At 63.2% G+C, this 18,333-nt stretch carries 16 protein-coding genes and 1 pseudogene; 6 read left to right on the top strand and 11 right to left on the bottom strand.

The window, feature by feature from the left end; all coding sequences use genetic code 11:
* A partial coding sequence (locus X744_RS1000000173035) for a phage integrase N-terminal SAM-like domain-containing protein (protein WP_198032294.1) occupies window positions 1-197 on the bottom strand: 197 nt, incomplete at its 3' end.
* Window positions 198-453: 256 nt separating this feature from the next.
* On the opposite strand from X744_RS1000000173035, the pseudogene X744_RS1000000175710 reads away from it, so the two are divergent.
* Window positions 454-738: pseudogene (locus tag X744_RS1000000175710) on the top strand (hypothetical protein); the annotation flags it as partial.
* Window positions 739-744: 6 nt separating this feature from the next.
* On the opposite strand, the gene pyk reads toward X744_RS1000000175710, so the two are convergent.
* Window positions 745-2,178: a pyruvate kinase gene (gene pyk / locus X744_RS141025; RefSeq protein WP_023762901.1), complete on the bottom strand. Its 1,434-nt coding sequence runs from the start codon at window positions 2,176-2,178 to the stop codon at window positions 745-747.
* A complete protein-coding gene (locus X744_RS141030) occupies window positions 2,175-2,663 on the bottom strand; it encodes a DUF1036 domain-containing protein (RefSeq protein ID WP_032908139.1) in 489 nt (162 codons plus the stop codon). The genes pyk and X744_RS141030 overlap by 4 nt, the downstream gene beginning before the upstream one ends.
* 244 nt (window positions 2,664-2,907) lie before the next feature.
* On the opposite strand from X744_RS141030, the gene X744_RS141035 reads away from it, so the two are divergent.
* From X744_RS141035 to X744_RS141045, 3 genes are all read left to right on the top strand, one after another.
* Entirely contained in the window at window positions 2,908-3,705 is a 798-nt protein-coding gene (locus X744_RS141035) for an N-formylglutamate amidohydrolase (RefSeq protein ID WP_023762899.1), read from the top strand.
* A gap of 11 nt (window positions 3,706-3,716) precedes the next feature.
* A complete protein-coding gene (locus X744_RS141040; RefSeq protein ID WP_031261371.1) occupies window positions 3,717-4,025 on the top strand; it encodes a DUF1244 domain-containing protein in 309 nt (102 codons plus the stop codon).
* A 98-nt stretch (window positions 4,026-4,123) separates the two neighbouring features.
* On the top strand, window positions 4,124-5,299 hold the full coding sequence (locus X744_RS141045; RefSeq protein WP_031261369.1) for an MFS transporter: 1,176 nt from the start codon (window positions 4,124-4,126) through the stop codon (window positions 5,297-5,299).
* On the opposite strand, the gene X744_RS141050 is transcribed toward X744_RS141045, so the two are convergent.
* Entirely contained in the window at window positions 5,263-6,171 is a 909-nt protein-coding gene (locus tag X744_RS141050; protein ID WP_023762896.1) for a LysR family transcriptional regulator, read from the bottom strand. The two genes, X744_RS141045 and X744_RS141050, sit on opposite strands and share 37 nt — an antisense overlap.
* 95 nt (window positions 6,172-6,266) lie before the next feature.
* Between X744_RS141050 and X744_RS141055 the strand changes: the two genes are divergently transcribed.
* Window positions 6,267-7,226 carry an SDR family oxidoreductase gene (locus X744_RS141055; RefSeq protein WP_023762895.1) on the top strand — a complete coding sequence of 320 codons (960 nt, stop codon included), beginning with the start codon at window positions 6,267-6,269 and terminating at the stop codon, window positions 7,224-7,226.
* 71 nt (window positions 7,227-7,297) lie between these two features.
* Here X744_RS141055 and X744_RS01535 read toward each other — a convergent pair whose 3' ends face one another.
* The 6 genes from X744_RS01535 to X744_RS141080 all read right to left on the bottom strand — a co-directional run bounded on the left by X744_RS01535 (window position 7,298) and on the right by X744_RS141080 (window position 16,185).
* The gene (locus X744_RS01535) at window positions 7,298-7,456 is read right to left on the bottom strand and encodes a DUF3309 family protein (RefSeq protein ID WP_032908138.1); all 159 of its coding nucleotides are present in this window, start codon (window positions 7,454-7,456) and stop codon (window positions 7,298-7,300) included.
* Window positions 7,457-7,650: 194 nt separating this feature from the next.
* Complete coding sequence (locus X744_RS141060; RefSeq protein ID WP_023762893.1) at window positions 7,651-10,833, bottom strand: efflux RND transporter permease subunit; 3,183 nt, start codon at window positions 10,831-10,833, stop codon at window positions 7,651-7,653.
* 76 nt (window positions 10,834-10,909) lie between these two features.
* Window positions 10,910-12,085 (bottom strand): efflux RND transporter periplasmic adaptor subunit, encoded by a 1,176-nt coding sequence (locus tag X744_RS141065; RefSeq protein ID WP_031261367.1) that lies wholly within the window; start codon window positions 12,083-12,085, stop codon window positions 10,910-10,912.
* 872 nt (window positions 12,086-12,957) lie between these two features.
* On the bottom strand, window positions 12,958-14,088 hold the full coding sequence (locus X744_RS141070) for a patatin-like phospholipase family protein (RefSeq protein ID WP_023762890.1): 1,131 nt from the start codon (window positions 14,086-14,088) through the stop codon (window positions 12,958-12,960).
* Between the two features lie 49 nt (window positions 14,089-14,137).
* Window positions 14,138-14,929 (bottom strand): 3-hydroxybutyrate dehydrogenase, encoded by a 792-nt coding sequence (locus X744_RS141075; RefSeq protein ID WP_031261366.1) that lies wholly within the window; start codon window positions 14,927-14,929, stop codon window positions 14,138-14,140.
* Between the two features lie 167 nt (window positions 14,930-15,096).
* Window positions 15,097-16,185 carry a citrate synthase/methylcitrate synthase gene (locus tag X744_RS141080; protein ID WP_023762888.1) on the bottom strand — a complete coding sequence of 363 codons (1,089 nt, stop codon included), beginning with the start codon at window positions 16,183-16,185 and terminating at the stop codon, window positions 15,097-15,099.
* Between the two features lie 93 nt (window positions 16,186-16,278).
* Between X744_RS141080 and X744_RS141085 the strand changes: the two genes are divergently transcribed.
* Window positions 16,279-17,418 carry a citrate synthase gene (locus X744_RS141085; protein ID WP_023762887.1) on the top strand — a complete coding sequence of 380 codons (1,140 nt, stop codon included), beginning with the start codon at window positions 16,279-16,281 and terminating at the stop codon, window positions 17,416-17,418.
* A gap of 85 nt (window positions 17,419-17,503) precedes the next feature.
* Here X744_RS141085 and phaR read toward each other — a convergent pair whose 3' ends face one another.
* Entirely contained in the window at window positions 17,504-18,115 is a 612-nt protein-coding gene (gene phaR, locus X744_RS141090) for a polyhydroxyalkanoate synthesis repressor PhaR (RefSeq protein WP_023762886.1), read from the bottom strand.
* Window positions 18,116-18,333 lie beyond the last annotated feature (218 nt).

Below are 18,333 nucleotides of genomic sequence, written 5' to 3'. Positions count from 1 at the left end.
CCCCACGAGACCCTTCGGCCCACCAAGTGGGCCTGATAGGCGCGCACCTCTTCGTATCCCAGGTGATCGGGTGATCGTCCAAAAAATCGACTGAACTTCGCCACGTGATGCACGTAGGATCGCTGGGTCTCCGGTGACAAATTGCGGATCGTCAGATCTTCAATCATCCGCTGACGCAGAGGGCTTATCTGGGCCATCTGGGGTTCTCCTGTGTGGAAGGTTGGCTCGACACCAAATCTTCTCAGACAGGGACCTCCTCAGGCCAGACCCGCGCATCAGCTACCGCGGCAGCGGTTTAGTTCAATCNAATCACGCTCCGCAGCACAAGGGAATCGCAAAACGAATTGCAGGAAAACAGCCCCCATAAACCGCTAATCCTGCAATCCAAAAGCCGCTATCCGCCTCAATCAACATGCCAGATCAACGGCTTGCGGATAGTTCACGGTCGACTACTTTGCCGATTCAGGCATAGGTGCGTTGCACCAGGAGTTCATCTACTCGAATTTTATCGCGCCGGACCTTACAGGGCGAATAGTCGCCGCGTATGAAATCGCGACCGGACGCGTGCTGGACCGCCAACGTATCTCCATCCTGACCGGCGTCCATCGTCTGTCCGAGTTGGCTGAACTCGTCGACGACCCAGACCATGTCCCGGCCATGATCCGAAGCGTTGCGGAATGGTTTGCTGCACCACACCAACGGACGGCGATTAGCCGGGTCCGGGGCGACCGCCGTTGAAGCGGCTTACCGGCCGGCCGCTTCCGATCCCAGATAGGCGATGCGCAGCATATTGGTCGAGCCCGGCGTCCTCAGCGGCACGCCGGCGGTGATGATGACGCGGTCGCCGGGCTTGCCGAAGCCCTCCTCGAAGGCGATGCGGCAGGCGCGGTCGACCATGTCGTCAAGATCGATTGCGTCGGGTGAGACGACGCAATGCGTGCCCCATAGCAGCGACAGCCGGCGCGCCGTGTTGACGATCGGCGACAACGCGACGATCGGCACTTGCGGACGCTCGCGGGCGGCGCGCAGGCCCGTGGTGCCGGACGCCGTATAGGTGATGATCGCCGAAAGTTTCAGCGTCTCGGCGATCTCGCGGGCGGCCAGCGAAATGGCGTCGGCGCCGGTCGCTTCCGGCTCGGAACGCTGTGCGTTGATGATGCCGGCATAGGTCGGATCGGTTTCGACCTTGGTGGCGATACGGTTCATCATCGCCACGGCTTCGACGGGATACGCGCCCGCCGCCGATTCCGCCGACAGCATGACGGCATCGGCGCCTTCGAAGACTGCGGTCGAAACATCCGACACCTCGGCGCGGGTAGGCACCGGTGCTGTGATCATCGATTCCAGCATTTGCGTTGCAACCACCACCGGCTTGCCGGCGCGGCGGGCCGCGCGCGTGATCTGCTTCTGGATGCCGGGTACCGCCTCGAGCGGCATCTCGACGCCGAGATCGCCGCGGGCGACCATCAGCGCGTCGGACAGTTCGATGATCTCGGCCAGCCGGGCGACGGCCTGCGGCTTTTCGATCTTGGCCATGATCAGTGCCCGGCCGCGCGCGATCTTGCGCGCCTCGGCAAGATCCTCGGGCCGCTGGACGAAGGACAGCGCGACCCAATCGACGCCCGTGGCCAGCACGGCATCGAGGTCCTTGCGGTCCTTCTCGGTCAGCGCGCCGACCGGCAGGTCGGTATCGGGCAGGCTGACGCCCTTCTTGTCGGAGATCGTGGTGCCGGCGACGACGGTGCAGACGATCGACTTGCCGTCGCTTCTCACCGCCTTCAATTCGAGCTTGCCGTCATCGATCAGCAGGCGATGTCCGGCCTCGACGGAGGTCAGGATTTCGGGATGCGGTAGATAGACCCTGGTCGAGGTGCCGGGTTCGGGATTGTCGTCGAGCGTGAAGGTCTGGCCGACGGTCAGCACTTCCTTGCCATTGGCGAACTTGCCGACGCGCAATTTTGGCCCTTGCAGATCGGCCAGGATGCCGATCGGCCGGCCGACCGCTTCCTCGACAGTGCGGATGCGTCCGACCAGAGTGCGCATCAACTCGTGATCGGTATGGCTCATATTGATGCGGAACACATCGGCGCCAGCTTCGAACAGTTTCTTCAGCATCTCCTCCGACGAGGAGGCCGGACCGATGGTGGCTAGGATCTTGACCTTGCGGCTACGTCTCATTGACTGTTTGTTCCCGGGGCGGCTGGAGCGCCTCCCGTTGTGGACTCATCGGTCAGCTGGACCATCCAGTTTCCCTGTTCGCCCGTGTCATATTCCTGGAATCCGGCGCGCTGAAAGCCCCGTGCGACGCAGTCGGTTACGCCGGCGATCTTGAACTCTTTTTCAGCCACGCACATGTTGATCGGGCCGTCCCAGCGTCCGCCGCGCTCGGCGTCTTCTGCATAAAGATAGTAAAACCTTGATGACAGCGGCCCTTCGATCAGCGTCTTGCAGCTCGATCCCTCGATGTGCCACCAACCTTCGGTGATCCAGCCGGCCTTGGCGCGATAGCCGATACCGACGCCGACCAGATTCTGCGTGGCGTTGCAGACGCGAAAATCGGCGCGCGCCGGCGAGGCCACGACCATCGCCGACAAGCCGATGGCAAGGATCAAGAGCGGCGTGGCAAAGGCAGAGCACATGCGCTGCCTGCCAGCGGAACTCATCCGAAAACCCCTCAAGAACCACATCAGCATCTCTCTGCGCCCCTTTTCGGAAAAGTCCGGGCGCATGTCAACGCACCGTTTTGTCCAATTCCAATCGATTTAGAAGGCTCCGGCGCACAATTCGCCGGCCTCTGCCAGATTTCCAGGGAAACCTTGGCCAAACAACGGCATTGCGCAAGCGTCGTCTTCGTGGAATGACGATAGCACCCTCCCCGGAAGCCAGCGAACAGACCATTTCCCGACAATGACCCGATCCACAGTTTTCGCGCCTTGCGATATTGTCGAAGGCGACCGCAAGCGAGGCGTCGTGCTCTTGTGCGACCATGCCCGCCGCGACCTGCCCGACGATTATGGCAGGCTCGGCCTGCCGGCGGCGGAGTTCGACCGCCACATCGCCTATGACATCGGCGTCGAAACGGTAACGCGCGAACTGGCCGCTTTGCTCGACGTGCCGGCGGTGCTCGCCAATTTTTCGCGGCTGCTGATCGATCCCAACCGCGGCGAGGACGATCCGACGCTTATTCGCCAACTCTATGACGGCACTGTGGTGCCCGGGAATTACCCCATCGCTCCCGAGGAGCGCGAAAGGCGGCTCGATGGCTTCTACCGGCCCTATCACGATGCCGTCGGCGCCGTGATTGCCTCGGTCGCGCGGGCCTCCACGCAGGCGCCCTTCATCTTGTCGGTGCATTCCTTCACGCCGGCCATGCAAGGGGTCCAGCGTCCCTGGCATGTTGGCATCCTGTGGGACCTCGACGATCGGGTGGCACGCCCGCTGATAGACATGCTGGCCGAGGACAAAGACCTCGTCGTCGGCGATAACGAACCCTATGACGGCGCGCTGCGCGGCGACACCATGTACAAGCACGCCATCATCAACGGCTTCGCTCATGCATTGATCGAAATCCGCCAGGATCTGATAGCAGACCAGAAGGGCGCGCTCGACTGGGCCGAACGGTTGGCGCTGATCGTTGACGCGATCAATCGCCGTCCCGATATACATGTCGTGAAGATGTTCGGCTCGCGCACCGGGCCGCTATGACGGAGGTTTCGATGACCGAACTCAGCGACGAGCAGAAGCGCGACTTCGAGGCCGCCGCCTTTCGCCGGCTGGTCCAACATCTGCGCGAACGCAGCGACGTGCAGAACATCGATCTGATGAACCTCGCCGGCTTCTGCCGCAACTGCCTGTCGAACTGGTATCGAGACGCGGCCAATGCCGAGGGCGTCGACCTCAGCAAGGACCAGTCGCGCGAGATCGTCTATGGCATGCCCTATGCGCAATGGCAGGCACTCAATCAGACCGAGGCCTCCGACGCCAAGAAGGCCGAATTCGAGGCAAGGCGCCCCAAGGACCACTAAGCCCGCTTGGCCCAAACGCTTTCGAAATAGAGCGCTTGACTGGAAATTGAATCGATCTAATTTGCCGCGCGAAGCCATTTTCTGACCGGATACGCCTTATGAACGCGTCAACAGCCATGCAGACTGCCATTCGCGGACGATGGGCCGTTGCGGCCATTTTCCTCGCCAACGGCTTTCTGACCGGCAGCTGGGCGCCTCAGATTCCGGTGTTCCTGACCCGGCTCGACATCTCGAAATTCACGCTCGGCTTGTTGATCCTGCTGTTCGGCGCCGGCGCCGTCGCCGCCATGACCTGGTGCGGCCATTTGATCTCCAGACATGGTTCGCGAACGGTGCTGCGCTGGTTCGGCCTGTGCGGCAGCCTCGGACTGCTGGTCGTGGCGCTGGCGCCCAATGTGCCGCTTGCAGCCATCGCCATGTTCATCTTCGGTGGCTCGATCGGCGGCATGGACGTCGCCATGAACGCCAATGCCGTGGTGGTCGAACGGCGGCTCTCCCGCGCCATCATGTCGTCGTCGCATGGGTTCTGGAGCCTCGGCGGTTTCGCAGGCGGCGGCCTCGGCGGCTTCGTCATCCAGACCTACGGCCATCTCGCCCACGCGGCGGTGGTGACTGTGCTCGCTTTCGCGGTGATCGCCGTGGCGGTTGGCTATCTGATCGGCGAGAACAGGCCGCAGGCGGCCGAGCATCGCAAATTCACGCTGCCGGCCAACCCGCTGGTCTACCTCGTCGGCCTGATGGCGCTGCTGACGATGGTTTCCGAAGGTGCGGTGCTTGACTGGGCGGCGCTGTATCTCAGGCAGGAACTCGGCGCAGACCTTGCCGTCGCCGGTCTCGCCTATGCTGCCTTTTCCGGCGTCATGGCGATCATGCGGTTCTTCGGCGACGGCGTACGCAACCGCTTCGGCGCGGTCACGACGCTACGCGGCTCGGCGGTTGTCGCGGCTGCCGGCATGCTGATCGCCGGACTGTCGCCCTCGCCCTGGCTTGCAATCGCCGCCTTTGCGCTATGCGGCTTCGGCATCGCCAACATGGTGCCGATCATCTTTTCTGCCGGCGGCAACCAGGAAGGCATGTCGTCGGGCACCGGCATGAGCGTCGTCACCACCATGGGTTATTCCGGCATATTGGTGGCGCCGTCGGCGATCGGCTTCGTTGCCGAGCATTCGAGCTTCGGTCCGATCTTCGTCGCCATGTCGGGTTTGCTGATCGTCGTGCTGCTGATGGCCGGCCTTGCTCACCGTGCCGAGTTTGCGGCCGCACCGGCCGAATAAAGTTTCAGCTCTTCGTAGAGGAAATCTGCCACGCGGCGGATACGCACGCTGGTGCGCACGTCGCGATGCATGGCCAGCCACACCGGCAGATCTGGCAAGGGCAGGCCCGGCAGCAGCTTCTCGACCAGCGGATCGCGATCGACCAGAGGCTCCTGGCCAAAGCCGATGCCGTTTCCCGCCCGCACCGCCTCCCAAAAGACGATCTGGTTGTCGGCCCTGAAGCGGAAACTGCTCCGCGTAACAGGGATGCCATACTGGGTGAAGCCCCTGATGATCTCGTCGCTGCGATCGAAGCCGACCAGATCGTGATCGGCAAGGCCGGATGGCTCCTGCGGGCGGCCACGACGGTCGAGATAGGATTTTGCCGCGCAGGCGCAGAGCGGAATATCGCACACCTTGCGCGCCACCAGTTCATTCTGCGCCGGCTTGACCATGCGGATAGCAATATCGGCGTCGCGGCGCAGCAGGTTCTCGACCTGATTGGAGGCGACGATCTCAACCTCGATGCCCGGCTCCTCGATCCCTAGCCGCGCCGTCATCTCCGGCAGCACATAGGCGGCGACAACTTCGCTGGCGGCGATACGCACGGTGCCCTCGATTGCCTCGACCGATCCCAGCGCCAGCAGTGAAAAAGCGCTTGCCTGCTCGTTGACTGCCTTGCCGCGTTCAAACAGCGTGCTGCCGGCTTCCGTCAGTTCATAACCGCGCCGCCCGCGCCGGAACAGCGTGACACCCAGCGCCTGCTCCAGTTCGGCGACGTGGCGGCCAAGTGTCGGCTGGCTCGCCGACAGTTTTCGCGCGGCAGCCGACAAGCTGCCGGTTTCCGCCACGGTGACGAAGCTCTTGATCAGGTTCCAATCGAATTCGACCATTCATTTTTGAATATCAGCCCGCCAATCGTTGTCAATTTCAATTCACTTGCGGAGCGATCATATTCAGGCTGCAAACGCAAACACGGAGACCAGAAATGACCAAGATCGCAATTCTCGGTGCCAATGGCCGGCTCGGCCGCGTGGTCGCCAAGGCCTTCATCGATGCCGGCTATGATGTCCGCGCAATCACCCGCAGCGGCAAGGTGCCGGCCGAACTCAACGGCGCCACGGCGGTCGCCGGCGACGCGCTCGACCGCGAGGGCTTGATCCGCGCCACGGAAGGCGTCGACATTATCTTCAACGGCCTCAACCCGATCTACACCGATTGGGGCAAGTGCCTGCCGATGGCCGAGAACGTCATGGCCGCTTGCCATGCGAATGACACGCTGCACCTCTTCCCCGGCACCGTCTACAATTACGGCTCGCCAATGCCGGCGGTGATCACCGAGGACACGCCCTTCCACCCGACGACCGAAAAGGGCCGTATTCGCACCGCGATGGAGGATCTGTTTCGCTGCGAGGCCGACGCCGGCCGGGTGCGTACCATTCTCTTGCGCGCCGGCGACTTCTTCGGCGGCACCGGCAGCGGTTCATGGTTCGACCTGGTCGTCGCCGCCAAGATGACCAAGGGCATCTACACCGCGCCTGGTCCAGTCGATCTCGTGCATGAATGGGCCTACCTGCCGGACTTCGCCAAGGCCTTCGTCGGCCTGGCGCAGAACCTCGACAAGCTCGGCACCTATGAAGCCCTGAACCTTCCCGGCCATGCAATCACCGACCGGCAACTCAAGGCCGCGGCAGAGAAGGCGCTCGGTCGCCCGCTCAAGATGACCTCGATGCCGTGGTGGGTGCTGCGCGCCGGCAGCCCGTTCGTGGCGATGTGGCGCGAGATCGTGTCGATGTCTTATCTGCGCTTCGAGCCGCATCAACTGGTTTCGACGCGGCTGGAAGGCATCATCGGTGCGATCCCCCACACGCCGCTGGATCAGGCGGTCACTGAAGCTCTTGAGGATATCGGCATCGCCACCGTGAACGGCGCTGCGAAAGCTGCCTGACAGGCCCGGCGGGCAGCCATGGCTGCCTGCCCGATCTCTTTACATCGAGAGGTCTCTCCGGGAAGGACGGGCTAAACCCTTCCCATCAACACCAGCACCAGAAGCACCACCAGCACCACCCCGACAATGCCCGACGGCCCATAACCCCAGGAACGCGAATGCGGCCAGGCTGGCACGGCGCCAATGAGGACGAGAACCAGGACGATGATGATAATGGTGGTGATCGGCATGGCAAACTCTCCGTCCAGCATTGCTCCGGTGACAACGCTTTGCGTTGCACCCGGGACATCACTTTACGTTGCTTCCGGGGCGATGCTTCGCATTTGTCTGGGAGACAACGCTTCACGTTGCTCTTGGAGACAACAATGCAAAAGGCCGCCCGGTTGTTCCGGGCGGCCTTTGCCGTTCAAATCGGCAACGGGGTCTATTCGGCGGCTTTTGGAAAGGCGATCTCCGGCTCGGCTCCGGCATCGTCCTGTCCTGGCGCATCGGCCGACGAGATCTCGCCCTTGCCGCGCCAGAACAGCCGGTTGAACCAGCCGCGCCGCGCGCCAGGCCTGACTTTGGCGCGGGTGAAAACCATCAGCATCGACGGTGTCACCACCAGCGTCAGTACTGTGGCGAAGGACAGGCCGAAGACGATCGCTGACGACAATGAAATCCACCATTGCGTCGACGGCGCGTTGATCGTGGTCTCGTGATGGAAGATTTCGAGGCCAAGGCCGAAGGCGATCGGCAGCACGCCGAGAATGGCCGACACCGCCGTCAGCACCACCGGACGGGCGCGTTCGCGGCAGGTCTGCAGCACCGCCTCGACCTTGTCCCAGCCCTCTTCGCGCAGCCGGTCATAGGTGTCGATCAGCACGATGTTGTTGTTCACCACCACGCCGGCCAGCGCGATGACGCCGATGCCCGACATGACGATGCCGAACGTCTCGCCTGTTATCAGCAGCCCAAGGAACACGCCGATCGTGGCCATGACCACGCAGGACAGCACCAGCCAGACGCTGGTGAACTTGTTGAACTGCGCCAAAAGCACCAGGAAGATCAGGAAGATCGCCGCTCCGAAGGCCTTGCTGAGGAAGGCGCTGGCTTCGGCACTGTCCTCGTTCGAGCCAGCCAGCTTCCAGCGGATGCCGCTGCCCAGATCCATATCTGAGACGGCCTTGGTGACCTGCTCCTGCACGGCCGCGACCTGGGCGCCGGCGGCGACGTTGGCCTGGACGACCACCGTACGGGCGCCGTCGATGCGGTTGAGGATACCGACCGTCGGTTCAGGCTTGCGCACGACAAAGTTCGAGATCGGCACCGAGCCTTGCGAGGTCTGCACGCGCAGTTCGTCGAGCGTCGACAGCGTGCGCCGGTCCTCGGGCAGGCGAAGCCGGATGTCGACGGCGTCATCGGCGCCGGCAGGACGGTATTCCGAGAGTTTAAGTCCGTTGGTCACCAGTTGCACCACGGTGCCGACCGAGGTCGGGCTGATGCCGTACTGCGCCGCCTTGGCACGGTCGACCTCGAGCGCCCAGTCGACGCCGGGCGGCGGCAGGCCATCGGAAATGTCTATGACGCCCGGCACCTTGCCAATGCGCGCCGCGACCGCACGGGCCTTGTCGTCGAGCCCCTTGGGGTCGACGGCCGAAAGCCTGATCTGGATCGGCTTGCCGGTCGGAGGGCCGGCCTCCGGCACGCGCACCTCGACATCGACGCCGGGAATGCCGGCCATGACGCCGCGCAAATCATCCAGGATATGGTTCGCCGACTTGCGCTCGCGCCAGTCGATGAATTCGTACTGAATGACGCCGACGACGTCTTCAGGTACATCCTGGCCGCCGCCTTGCGTCTTGCCGACGCGGGTATAGACCGACTTGACGCCGGGCCAGCCGAGCAGCCTGTTTTCCGCGACCTTGGTCGCCGTATCCATTTCGGCCAGCGAGAGATTGCCGCGCGCATGCACGTAGAGCAGGCCATAGTCGGGCTCGACATTCGGGAAGAACTCGACGCCGGCGCCGTATTTCGAATAAGCAAAACCGACGCCGAACAGCAGCGCGACGGTCAGCACCAGCACGGTGACGGGGAAACGCACCGCCTGCTTGACGATCGCCATGTACCAGCCGTCGCGATTGTCATCCTCGTGATGCGGCGGCGCCTTGGCGAAGATCGCCCCCAGCGTCGGCGCGAACACCAGCGCGTAGAGCATCGAGGCCGACAGCGTGACGATCAGGGTGATCGGCATGTACTTCATGAAGTCGCCGATGATGCCCGGCCAGAACAGCAGCGGCGAGAAGGCGGCGATACGCGTCATCGTCGCGGCGATGACCGGGCCGGCCATGCGCTTGGCGGCAAGCGCGAAGGCTTCCTCCTTCGGCATGCCTTCGCTCATCCGTCGCTCGGCGAACTCGGTGACGATGATGGCGTCGTCGACCAGCATGCCGACGGCCAGGATGAGGCTGAACAGCACGATCATGTTGATCGTGTAGCCCATCATCGCTAGCAGCAGGATGCCGATCAGGAAGGACGACGGAATGGCCAGGCCAATGAGCAGCGAGGCACGGCCGGACAGCGCATAGAGAATGACGATGAACACCAGGATAACGGCGATCATGACGTGGTTCTGCAGATCGCCCAGCAGCTGGTTGACGAAGACCGACTTGTCCTGCGTGTAGGTGACGTTCATGCCCGCAGGCATGGATTTGACGAACTCGTCGGACACCGTCCGCACCTTGGCGATGGTGTCGATAAGGTTGGAGCCGATGCGCTTCTTGACTTCGATGGCGATGGCCGGCTTGCCGTTGAGGCGGGTCACCGTTTCGGCATCCTTGAAGGTCGAGCGGATCGTGGCGATGTCCTTGGCCTGCACCACGGCGTTGGGGCCGGCGACCACCGGCAGCGCCGCCACATCCTCCGGCGTCTCGATCAGCGAAGGCACCTTGACGGCGTACTTGCCTTCCGAGCCTTCGATGTTGCCGGCGGCGACCAGACTGTTGGAGCTGCCGACCGCACCGATTAGCTGATCGAGCTGCAGCCCATAGGAAGACAGCTTCATCGGGTCGATGACGACCTCGACGAGGTCGTCGCGCGCACCTTGCAGCGAACCTTCGAGAACGCCGGGTACTTCTTCGATGCGGTCGCGCAGTTCGCGTGCTGCGGCGGTCAGCACGCGTTCGGGCAATTCGCCCGACAGCGTGACGACGAGCACCGGAAACTCGGAAATGTTGACTTCGTTGACTGTCGGTTCCTCGGCGGCCTGTGGCAGGTCGGCCTTGGCGTCCTGCACCTTGCTGCGCGTATCCTGAAGCGCGGTGGCCAGATTGGTCTGCGGCTGGAATTCGACCAGCACGTAGCCGCCGCCCTGGAAGGCCGCCGAACGCATTTCCTTGAGGCCCTTCAAGCTTTTCAGCTTGCTTTCCATCGGCCGCAACAAAAGCCGTTCCGAATCCTCAGGCGAAATGCCCTGATAGACCAGGCTGATATACATCATCGGAATCGGAACGTCAGGCTCCGCCTCCTTCGGCGTCGACTGATAGGCGACCGCCCCGGCAAGGATGAGGAAGACCAGGACCGAGATGGTCAGCCGGGCATTGTTGATTGCGAGTCTGACGATATCCATGGCTAACGCCTGTTTTTGAATTTCAGGAGCTGCGTCGCAGCCGATTGTCCCCATCCAGGGCTAGTCCATCGCTATACTACTGGGTGCCGGCGGTCGCCTCGCCCAGCAGCTTCTTGATGGTCGCTTGGTCGGCCTCGACCGGATTGACCAGATCGCCTTCCTTCACCAGTTCCTGGCCGGCGACTATGATGCGCGCATCGGCCGGAATGCCGCCGAGCACGAGGCCGGTCGGCGTGTCGTCGACAAGGTCGATCGGGAAGAACGCCACCTTGTTGTCCTTGGCGACGGCACGGATGCCGAGGTCGCCCTTGTCCCCGAGCGTCACCACCGAGCGCGGCAGCAGCACCGCGTCGGTCGGTTGTGCGTTGAGCGCGATTTCCGCCGTCATGCCAGCCGGCACGGAGCCGTCGCCATTGGGGATCGCCACCTCGACGCGGAAGGTCCGGGTCGCCGATGATGCGTCGCGGCTGATATAGCGCACGGTGCCTTCGACGGTCTGGCCGCTGACCAGTCGTATATTGGCCTTGTCGCCGAGCTTGAGATAGCCCAGGTCGCGCTCGCTGACTTCGCCGCGGGCAATCACCGGGTCAAGCTTGAGGATGGTTGCCACCTCGCCGCCCTGCATGATGGAACTGCCAAGCTCCACCGGCACCCTGTCGATAACGCCGTCAAACGGCGCCTTGACTTCGTTGCGGTCAAGCTCGGCCTGCGCGGTATCCAGCTGCGATTGCGCCAGGGTCAGATTGGAGCGCGCGGTGTCGAGCTGCAGCTTCGGCAAATTGCCTGACTTCATCAGTTGCAGCGACGCTTCCAACTCGGCCTGACGCTGCACAACCAATTGCCTGGCGTTGTCGACCATCGAGATCTTTTCTTCCGCCGCAAGCATCATCACCAGATCGCCGGTCTTGACGTGCTGGCCTTGCTTGACCGGCAGCTTGTCGATCACGCCGGCGACGCGCGTCGCCAGCACCGCCCGCTTGTCGGCTTCGGTCAGCCCGGAAACACGTATAGCGCGTGCATAGGTCTTGCGCGGCGGCGTCACCACCGCCACGGTGCGCAGCGGCGCCTTCGGCTCGGCTTCCGCCGCTTTGGGCTTGTTGGCGTCCGGCGCCTTGGCCTGCTCGACTCCGGCTGCCTTTGCATTGTTGGCGGCCACGCTGCCGACGGACGAAAACTCGCCTGTCGCCATCCAGGCCGCGAAACCAATGAGCACAACAATGGCTGCAAGCTTGTGAAACCTGATTCTTGGCATCGTCGTTGTTTTCCACTGCGGGTTCGGCCGGCGTCCTCATAACGCGGGCGCGTCGCCGATATGGGTGCGCGCCAAGCCGTGTTCAATTTGCCGTGATCGGCGAAGCGCGCTTCTACATCAAAGTTGTACCGCAATATAGTCCGAAAGTTGCAAGATCATTGCGCCACCGGACAAGATGCGCGCGTCGCTATCCATTTTCGATCGTCTCGTATGTGTCTTCCGCCGAGCCTGGCGCTGACTCGCGATCTCCACCGGGCCCAGCCCCAGGCAGCCAATTTGTCGTCGCGCGCATACAGCGCCACATCCTGCAGGCTATGCCCGCCATTGCTGGCGGCTGGATCCTTGATCCGGGTGCAGAATTCCGGCGAGGACCTTCCGAACCGGGCCATCTTGGTCGATGCCAGATGCCAGCCGTCGGTCCCGGGTTGCCCATGCAAAATATTGGAATAGCTGGACAAATGGCGTGTCGTGCAACACAAGCCCGGATTGCCGAAACCAGACCCATCGACACCGCTCTGGACGTTGAAGGCGTGAACGCGCGTGCCACCATAATGCGCACCGGACCAGCGCGGCCGGTCGTCCACGACACGGCGGTCGGCGCAGCGCGGACGCGAAAACACGGCGTAGATCTTGCCTCATTCGGACGGTTCTGTAGCCGCATCGACCGTCGCCGGCGCTGGCGTCGGGCTCTCTTGCGCGATCGCGAACGGTGCTGTGAAGGCAAGCATGGCAGTAGGCGTCAGCATGATAGGGAACTTTTCATGCAAAGGCCACGTGAAGGCGCCAGGGCAGCTCCGGGCACCCGCGGCCCTGATCAGGACGATCGACCTACCCTAAAGCCGGGATGAAGTCGAGTTGTGTCGAGGTTGAGTTCAGGCCCGACGGCGAACCACCTCTGGGTTCTTCCGCGCGGCGAGGAATTCCTTGACCCGCCGGCCTGGTGCAGGACCGCGCATCGGCTTGAAACCGTCATCGAGTTCGCCTGAGAGATCGAGCGTCGGGTGCTTGCCGACAGCGTCATAATTCTCTTCCAGCCAGTCGGTCGCGGCGGTGCGGCCGAGATCGCGCAGATAGGTCAGGAACGCCCATTCGGCATTGACCTTCGACGATGCCGACAGGTCCTTGAACGCCTCGTCGGCATCGATGCGGTGCATGCGGATGTCGCGGTATTCGCCATGCGGCAGACGGCCGGCGGCGATCAGCTCCTTGACGAAGGCGATCGAGCGGAATTCGCGCAGCAGCCCCGCATTGAAGGTGATCTCGTCGATGCGGTTCTGGATCTCATTGGCGCTCCTTGGTGTTCCCTCCCGCACCACCGGATTGATCTGCACCATCAGCACGTCCTCGGTCGCCGCCGTCTTGAAGAACGGATAAAGCGCCGGATTGCCGCCATAGCCGCCGTCCCAATAGGGGACGCCCTTGATTTCGACGGCGCGGAACAGCTGCGGCAGGCAGGCCGAAGCCATCACCGTGTCGAGGTCGATCTCGCCGTCGGAAAAGACGCGCAACTGTCCGGTTTCGACATTGGTCGCCGAAATGAACAGTTCCATCGACTTGCAGGCGCGGACATTCTTAAAATCGATCTCCTTGGCAACCACGTCACGCAGCGGATTGAGGCCCAGCGGGTTGGCGGCATAGGGCGAGAACACCCGCGACATGGTGTCGAAAAAGACATAGCCCGGCGTGTTCTCGATCGACCAATTGCCCCAGGCGACATCCCACGGCATGCGCTGCACCGGGCTGAACCGGCCTTTGGCCGCCACCGCACGCCAGAAATCGTCGAGCTTCTGTCTTGCGCCCTCAACCCCGCCGCGGACAAAACCGTCGGCCAGCGCCACCGCGTTCATGGCGCCGGCACTGGTGCCTGACACCGCTGATATCTCCAGCCTGCCGTCCTCCAGCAGCCGGTCGAGCACACCCCAGGAAAAGGCTCCGTGCGAGCCGCCGCCCTGGAGCGCTATGTTGATCTTCTTCGTCTCCTCCGCCTTGCCGTTTTTGGTCATGGCGTCGTCCTTGATCTGTCCCGCGTTGGGGGATGAGAAAATTCTGGCCTCACGCGGCGGTCCAGCCGCCGTCGACCGAGAGATGCGTGCCGTTGACCTGCGCCGCAGCGTCCGAACACAGGAACAGCGCCGCTGCCGCGATCTGCTCGACGGTGACGAATTCCTTGGTCGGCTGCTTGTCCAGCATGACCTCGCGAATGACGGTCTCGCGGTCCATGGCGTGGGCTTTCATCTGGTCGGGGATTTGCGCTTCGACCAGGGGCGTAAGCACATAGCCGGGGCAGATGGCGTTGCAGGTGACCTTGTCGCGCGCCAGCTCGAGCGCGACCGTCTTGGTCAGCCCCATGATGCCGTGCTTGGCCGCGACATAGGCCGATTTGAATGGCGATGCGACCAGCCCATGCGCTGAGGCGATGTTGACGATCCTGCCGCCGCCGGCTTTTTTCATCAGCGGAATGGCGGCGGCGACGGTGTGGAACGCCGAAGACAGGTTGATGGCGATGATGGCATCCCATTTCTCGATCGGGAATTCCTCCACCGGCGCCACATGTTGGATGCCGGCATTGTTGATCAGAATATCGACCGACCCGAATGCCTCGGCAGCTTTGGCGACAAGTGCCCTACATTCCGCCGCCTTCGACATGTCGGCCTTGACGTAGGCGCTCTTCACGCCGTGTTGTTTGGCGATGGCATCGGCGATGGCGTGGTCGGCTTCCGTGTCGGAGAAGGAATTGACGACGACATTATGGCCTTCGCCCGCCAGCGCCTGGGCTATGGCCAGGCCAATGCCGGATGTGGAGCCGGTGATGACTGCGGTTTTCCTGGTGGCCAAGGGCGGAATCCTCTGGTTGCGGCAAGAGTAGGTCTATGTTGCAGTGCAGCATATATGCCCAATGTGACGCAATAACAGCGGCCAGATTTGTCCGGCGAGATGACATTTTTGTCATGAGCCGCCGCAGCAGGACGTAAGCCAAATCGCCCCGCCCTTCCCCGCAAGCGAAAGAAGCCTCAGGCAACCAGGTCCGGTACCGGCCCGACATAACACGACTGCGGGCGCATCAGCCGACCGGTTTTCTGCTGCTCGCGCGCATGCGCAATCCAGCCGGAAACACGCCCGGCAGCAAAGACATTGCTGAAGGCTTGGCTGGGAAAGCCCGCCGCTTCCAGCAGCAGCGCGGTGTAGAACTCGACATTGGTCTGCAGCGAGCGCGACGGCTTGGCAACCCGCAGCACGTCGAGCGCCGCTTGCTCCACCGTCTCCGCGAAGGCCAGCCGGCGGCCGGCTTCGCCCTCGCCGCCGAGTTGCCGCACCACCGCTTTCAGCACATCGGCACGGGGATCGCGCACGCGGTAGATGCGATGTCCGAAGCCCATGATGCGATCGCCATGCGCGACTGCGTCGCGCAGCCAGCCGGCCGCATCGCCATGCGCCTGGATTGCATCCAGCATCTCGATGACAGGGCCAGGCGCGCCGCCATGCAGCGGCCCCTTGAGCGCGCCAAGCCCGGCCAGCACCGACGAAGTCAGCGCGGCCTGCGTGGACGCGACCACGCGTGTCGCAAAGGTCGATGCATTGAGACCGTGATCGCAGACCGTCACCAGATAGGTGTCGAGCGCCTTCACCAGCCCTGGCGAGGCGACGCTGCCACTCAGCATCCGCAACATGTCGGCGGCGTGATCGCCCCGGCTGTCCGGGGAGATCGCCTCCTCGCCGCGCTGCAGGCGCAGTAAGGCCGGCGTCAGCACCGCCGGCGCCGCGATCAGCAGCAAGGCATCTGCCAGCGTGTCGCCGTCCGGCAGCAGCGCCATGCCGGCGCGCATGGCGCTGTAGACATCGAGCGATGCCAGCAAGGGCAGCGATGGCGAAAGCCGCTCGAACACGTCCGCACGCGCCTGACCCAGAGCCCGCGTCAGCTCCGCATCATCGGGAAGCTTGTCGAAAAAGCCATCCAGCAGCAGCCGAACCACCTGGGCATAGCTCCAGCGGCCGGCCAGTTCCGGCAGCGAATGACCCCGGACCGTCAGACGACCGCCAAGACCATCCACATCGGAGAGCACAGTTTCCGCCGCCACAACATCATCGAGCCCATTCGCCATAGCCTTGTCTCCTTGAAGCTTTTGGGGATCGGAGATAAGGCTGGGCAACATGGTCATCAATCTTGATCAATGGAATCAATATGAGAGTTCGATATGTCCGAGTGGCTGTCGCGAGAAGAAGCGCTTGAGCGTCTCCAGGTGCGGGCGCAGACGCTGTACGCCTATGTCAGCCGTGGGCGCATCGGCATGCGGCCCGACCGCGCCGATCCGCGCCGCAGCCAGTATCGTGCCGACGACATAGCGGCGCTGGCGACCCGGAGGGCGCGCGGAAGAAGCGCCTCGGCCATCGCCGAAAGCGCCATTGCCTGGGGCGAGCCATCGATCGTAACGGCGATCTCGACCGTCTCGCACGGTCGCCTTGTCTACCGTGGCCAGGACGCCGTTGCGCTTTCCGCGAATGCGACACTGGAAGAAGCAGCCGCAGTGCTATGGGATCTGCCTGGACCGGTGGCTTTCGAAGCGCAGTTGCCGGATGCACCCCTTGAAGACAGCCGAGCCGCGGCCTTTGCGCAACTTGCCATGCTTGCCGGCCAGGGGCGCCCATCTCTCGGGCGCAATGCCGTGTCGCTGCATGCCGACGCCGCGCACGCTGTCGGCGTATTGGCCCGCGCGCTGGGCGCGCCGGCCAGACCAGGTCCGGTCCATGGGCGATTGGCGCACGACTGGTCGGTGGGTGCCGGCGGCGCGGAAGCGATCCGCCGCGCGCTTGTCCTGCTTGCCGATCATGAACTGAACGCGTCGACCTTCGCCGCGCGCGTCGCGGCCTCGACCGGCGCGCCGCTGGCCGCTTGCCTGCTCGCGGGGCTCTCGACACTGTCAGGCCCTCGCCATGGCGGCGCCGGCGAGGCGGTGATGCAACTGGCCGAGGATGCGGCGCTGCACGGCGCCGATGCGACGATCCGGCGCTGGCTCAGTCACGATCGGCCGCTGCCGGGCTTCGGTCATCAGCTCTATCCCGACGGCGATCCGCGGGCGGAAGCGCTGCTGTCGGTTGTCGAGGTCGATGGCTCACTGTCGTCGCTGTGCGACGCGGCCCATGCCGCGACCGGTGCGCTTCCCAACATTGACTTTGCCCTGGCCGCGCTGACGCGCAGCCTTGGCTTGCCCCGCGATGCGCCGTTCCGCCTGTTCGCACTCGCACGCAGCGTCGGCTGGGCCGCGCATACGGTCGAACAGATAACAAGCGGAGGCCTTATCAGACCCCGCGGCCGTTATGTGGGAGTGCTGCCATAGGGCCGAAAGGGTACCGGTCTTCGGAAAAGTGGGACGGGCAGCGATCCGATGTGCCGTTGCTATCGGATCTTTCGATCCGAACGCCTCAAGACATCGTATCGAGCTTGCGCTGCATGGCTGCGATCTGGTCCTTCAGTTCCTGCAGGTCGTCGGGCTTGTCAGGCGTTTCCTTCTTGGCCGGCTCGGACGCTGGCGTAGCGGCTGGTGCGGAGCCCGCGGGCGGAAACGGCGTGAACAGACGCATCGCATTCTGGAACATTTCCATATTGCGGCGCGTCTGCTCCTCCAGCGCCTTGATTGGCGTGGTGATTTTCATCATGTCCAGCGGCGACTTGCCGAGAGCACCCTTCATCTGCTCGCGAAAGCGCTCCTGCTCCTTGGAGAAGGCGAGCATCGACTGTTCGAGGAAGCTCGGCACGATCATCTGCATCTGGTCGCCGTAATAGGCGATCAGCTGGCGCAGGAACGGGATCGGCAGCATGTTCTGCCCATCCTTGTTCTCCAGTTCGAAGATGATCTGGGTCAGCACCGGATGCGTGATGTCGTCACCGGTCTTGGCGTCCTGGACGGTGAACTCCTCGCCCTTCTTGACCATCTCGGCGAGGTCCTCGAGCGTCACATAGGTGCTGGTGCCGGTGTTGTAGAGGCGGCGATTGGCGTATTTCTTGATGATGATCGGATCGTCTTTCGCGGCCATCTACATCCTCCCGGGGACACCGGCGGGCCTCTGAGTAAGCCGCCGATAACGATTGTGCCTTTTTTGAGGATATGCGCAAAAGCCTCACAATTCCAAGCAGTTTGTGCAGTGCGGGATCACTAAATGCTGCATAGCGGCCAAAATATGCTGCGCAGCAATGAGGGAACTGCCGCCCCGGCGAAGCACGACCCGCTTGCGACGCATGGGCGCCATGCCCA

This window comes from Mesorhizobium sp. LNHC252B00 (assembly GCF_000502955.1).
In the GTDB taxonomy this organism is placed as follows: domain Bacteria; phylum Pseudomonadota; class Alphaproteobacteria; order Rhizobiales; family Rhizobiaceae; genus Mesorhizobium.
This window is presented reverse-complemented; position numbering and strand designations above follow the sequence as displayed.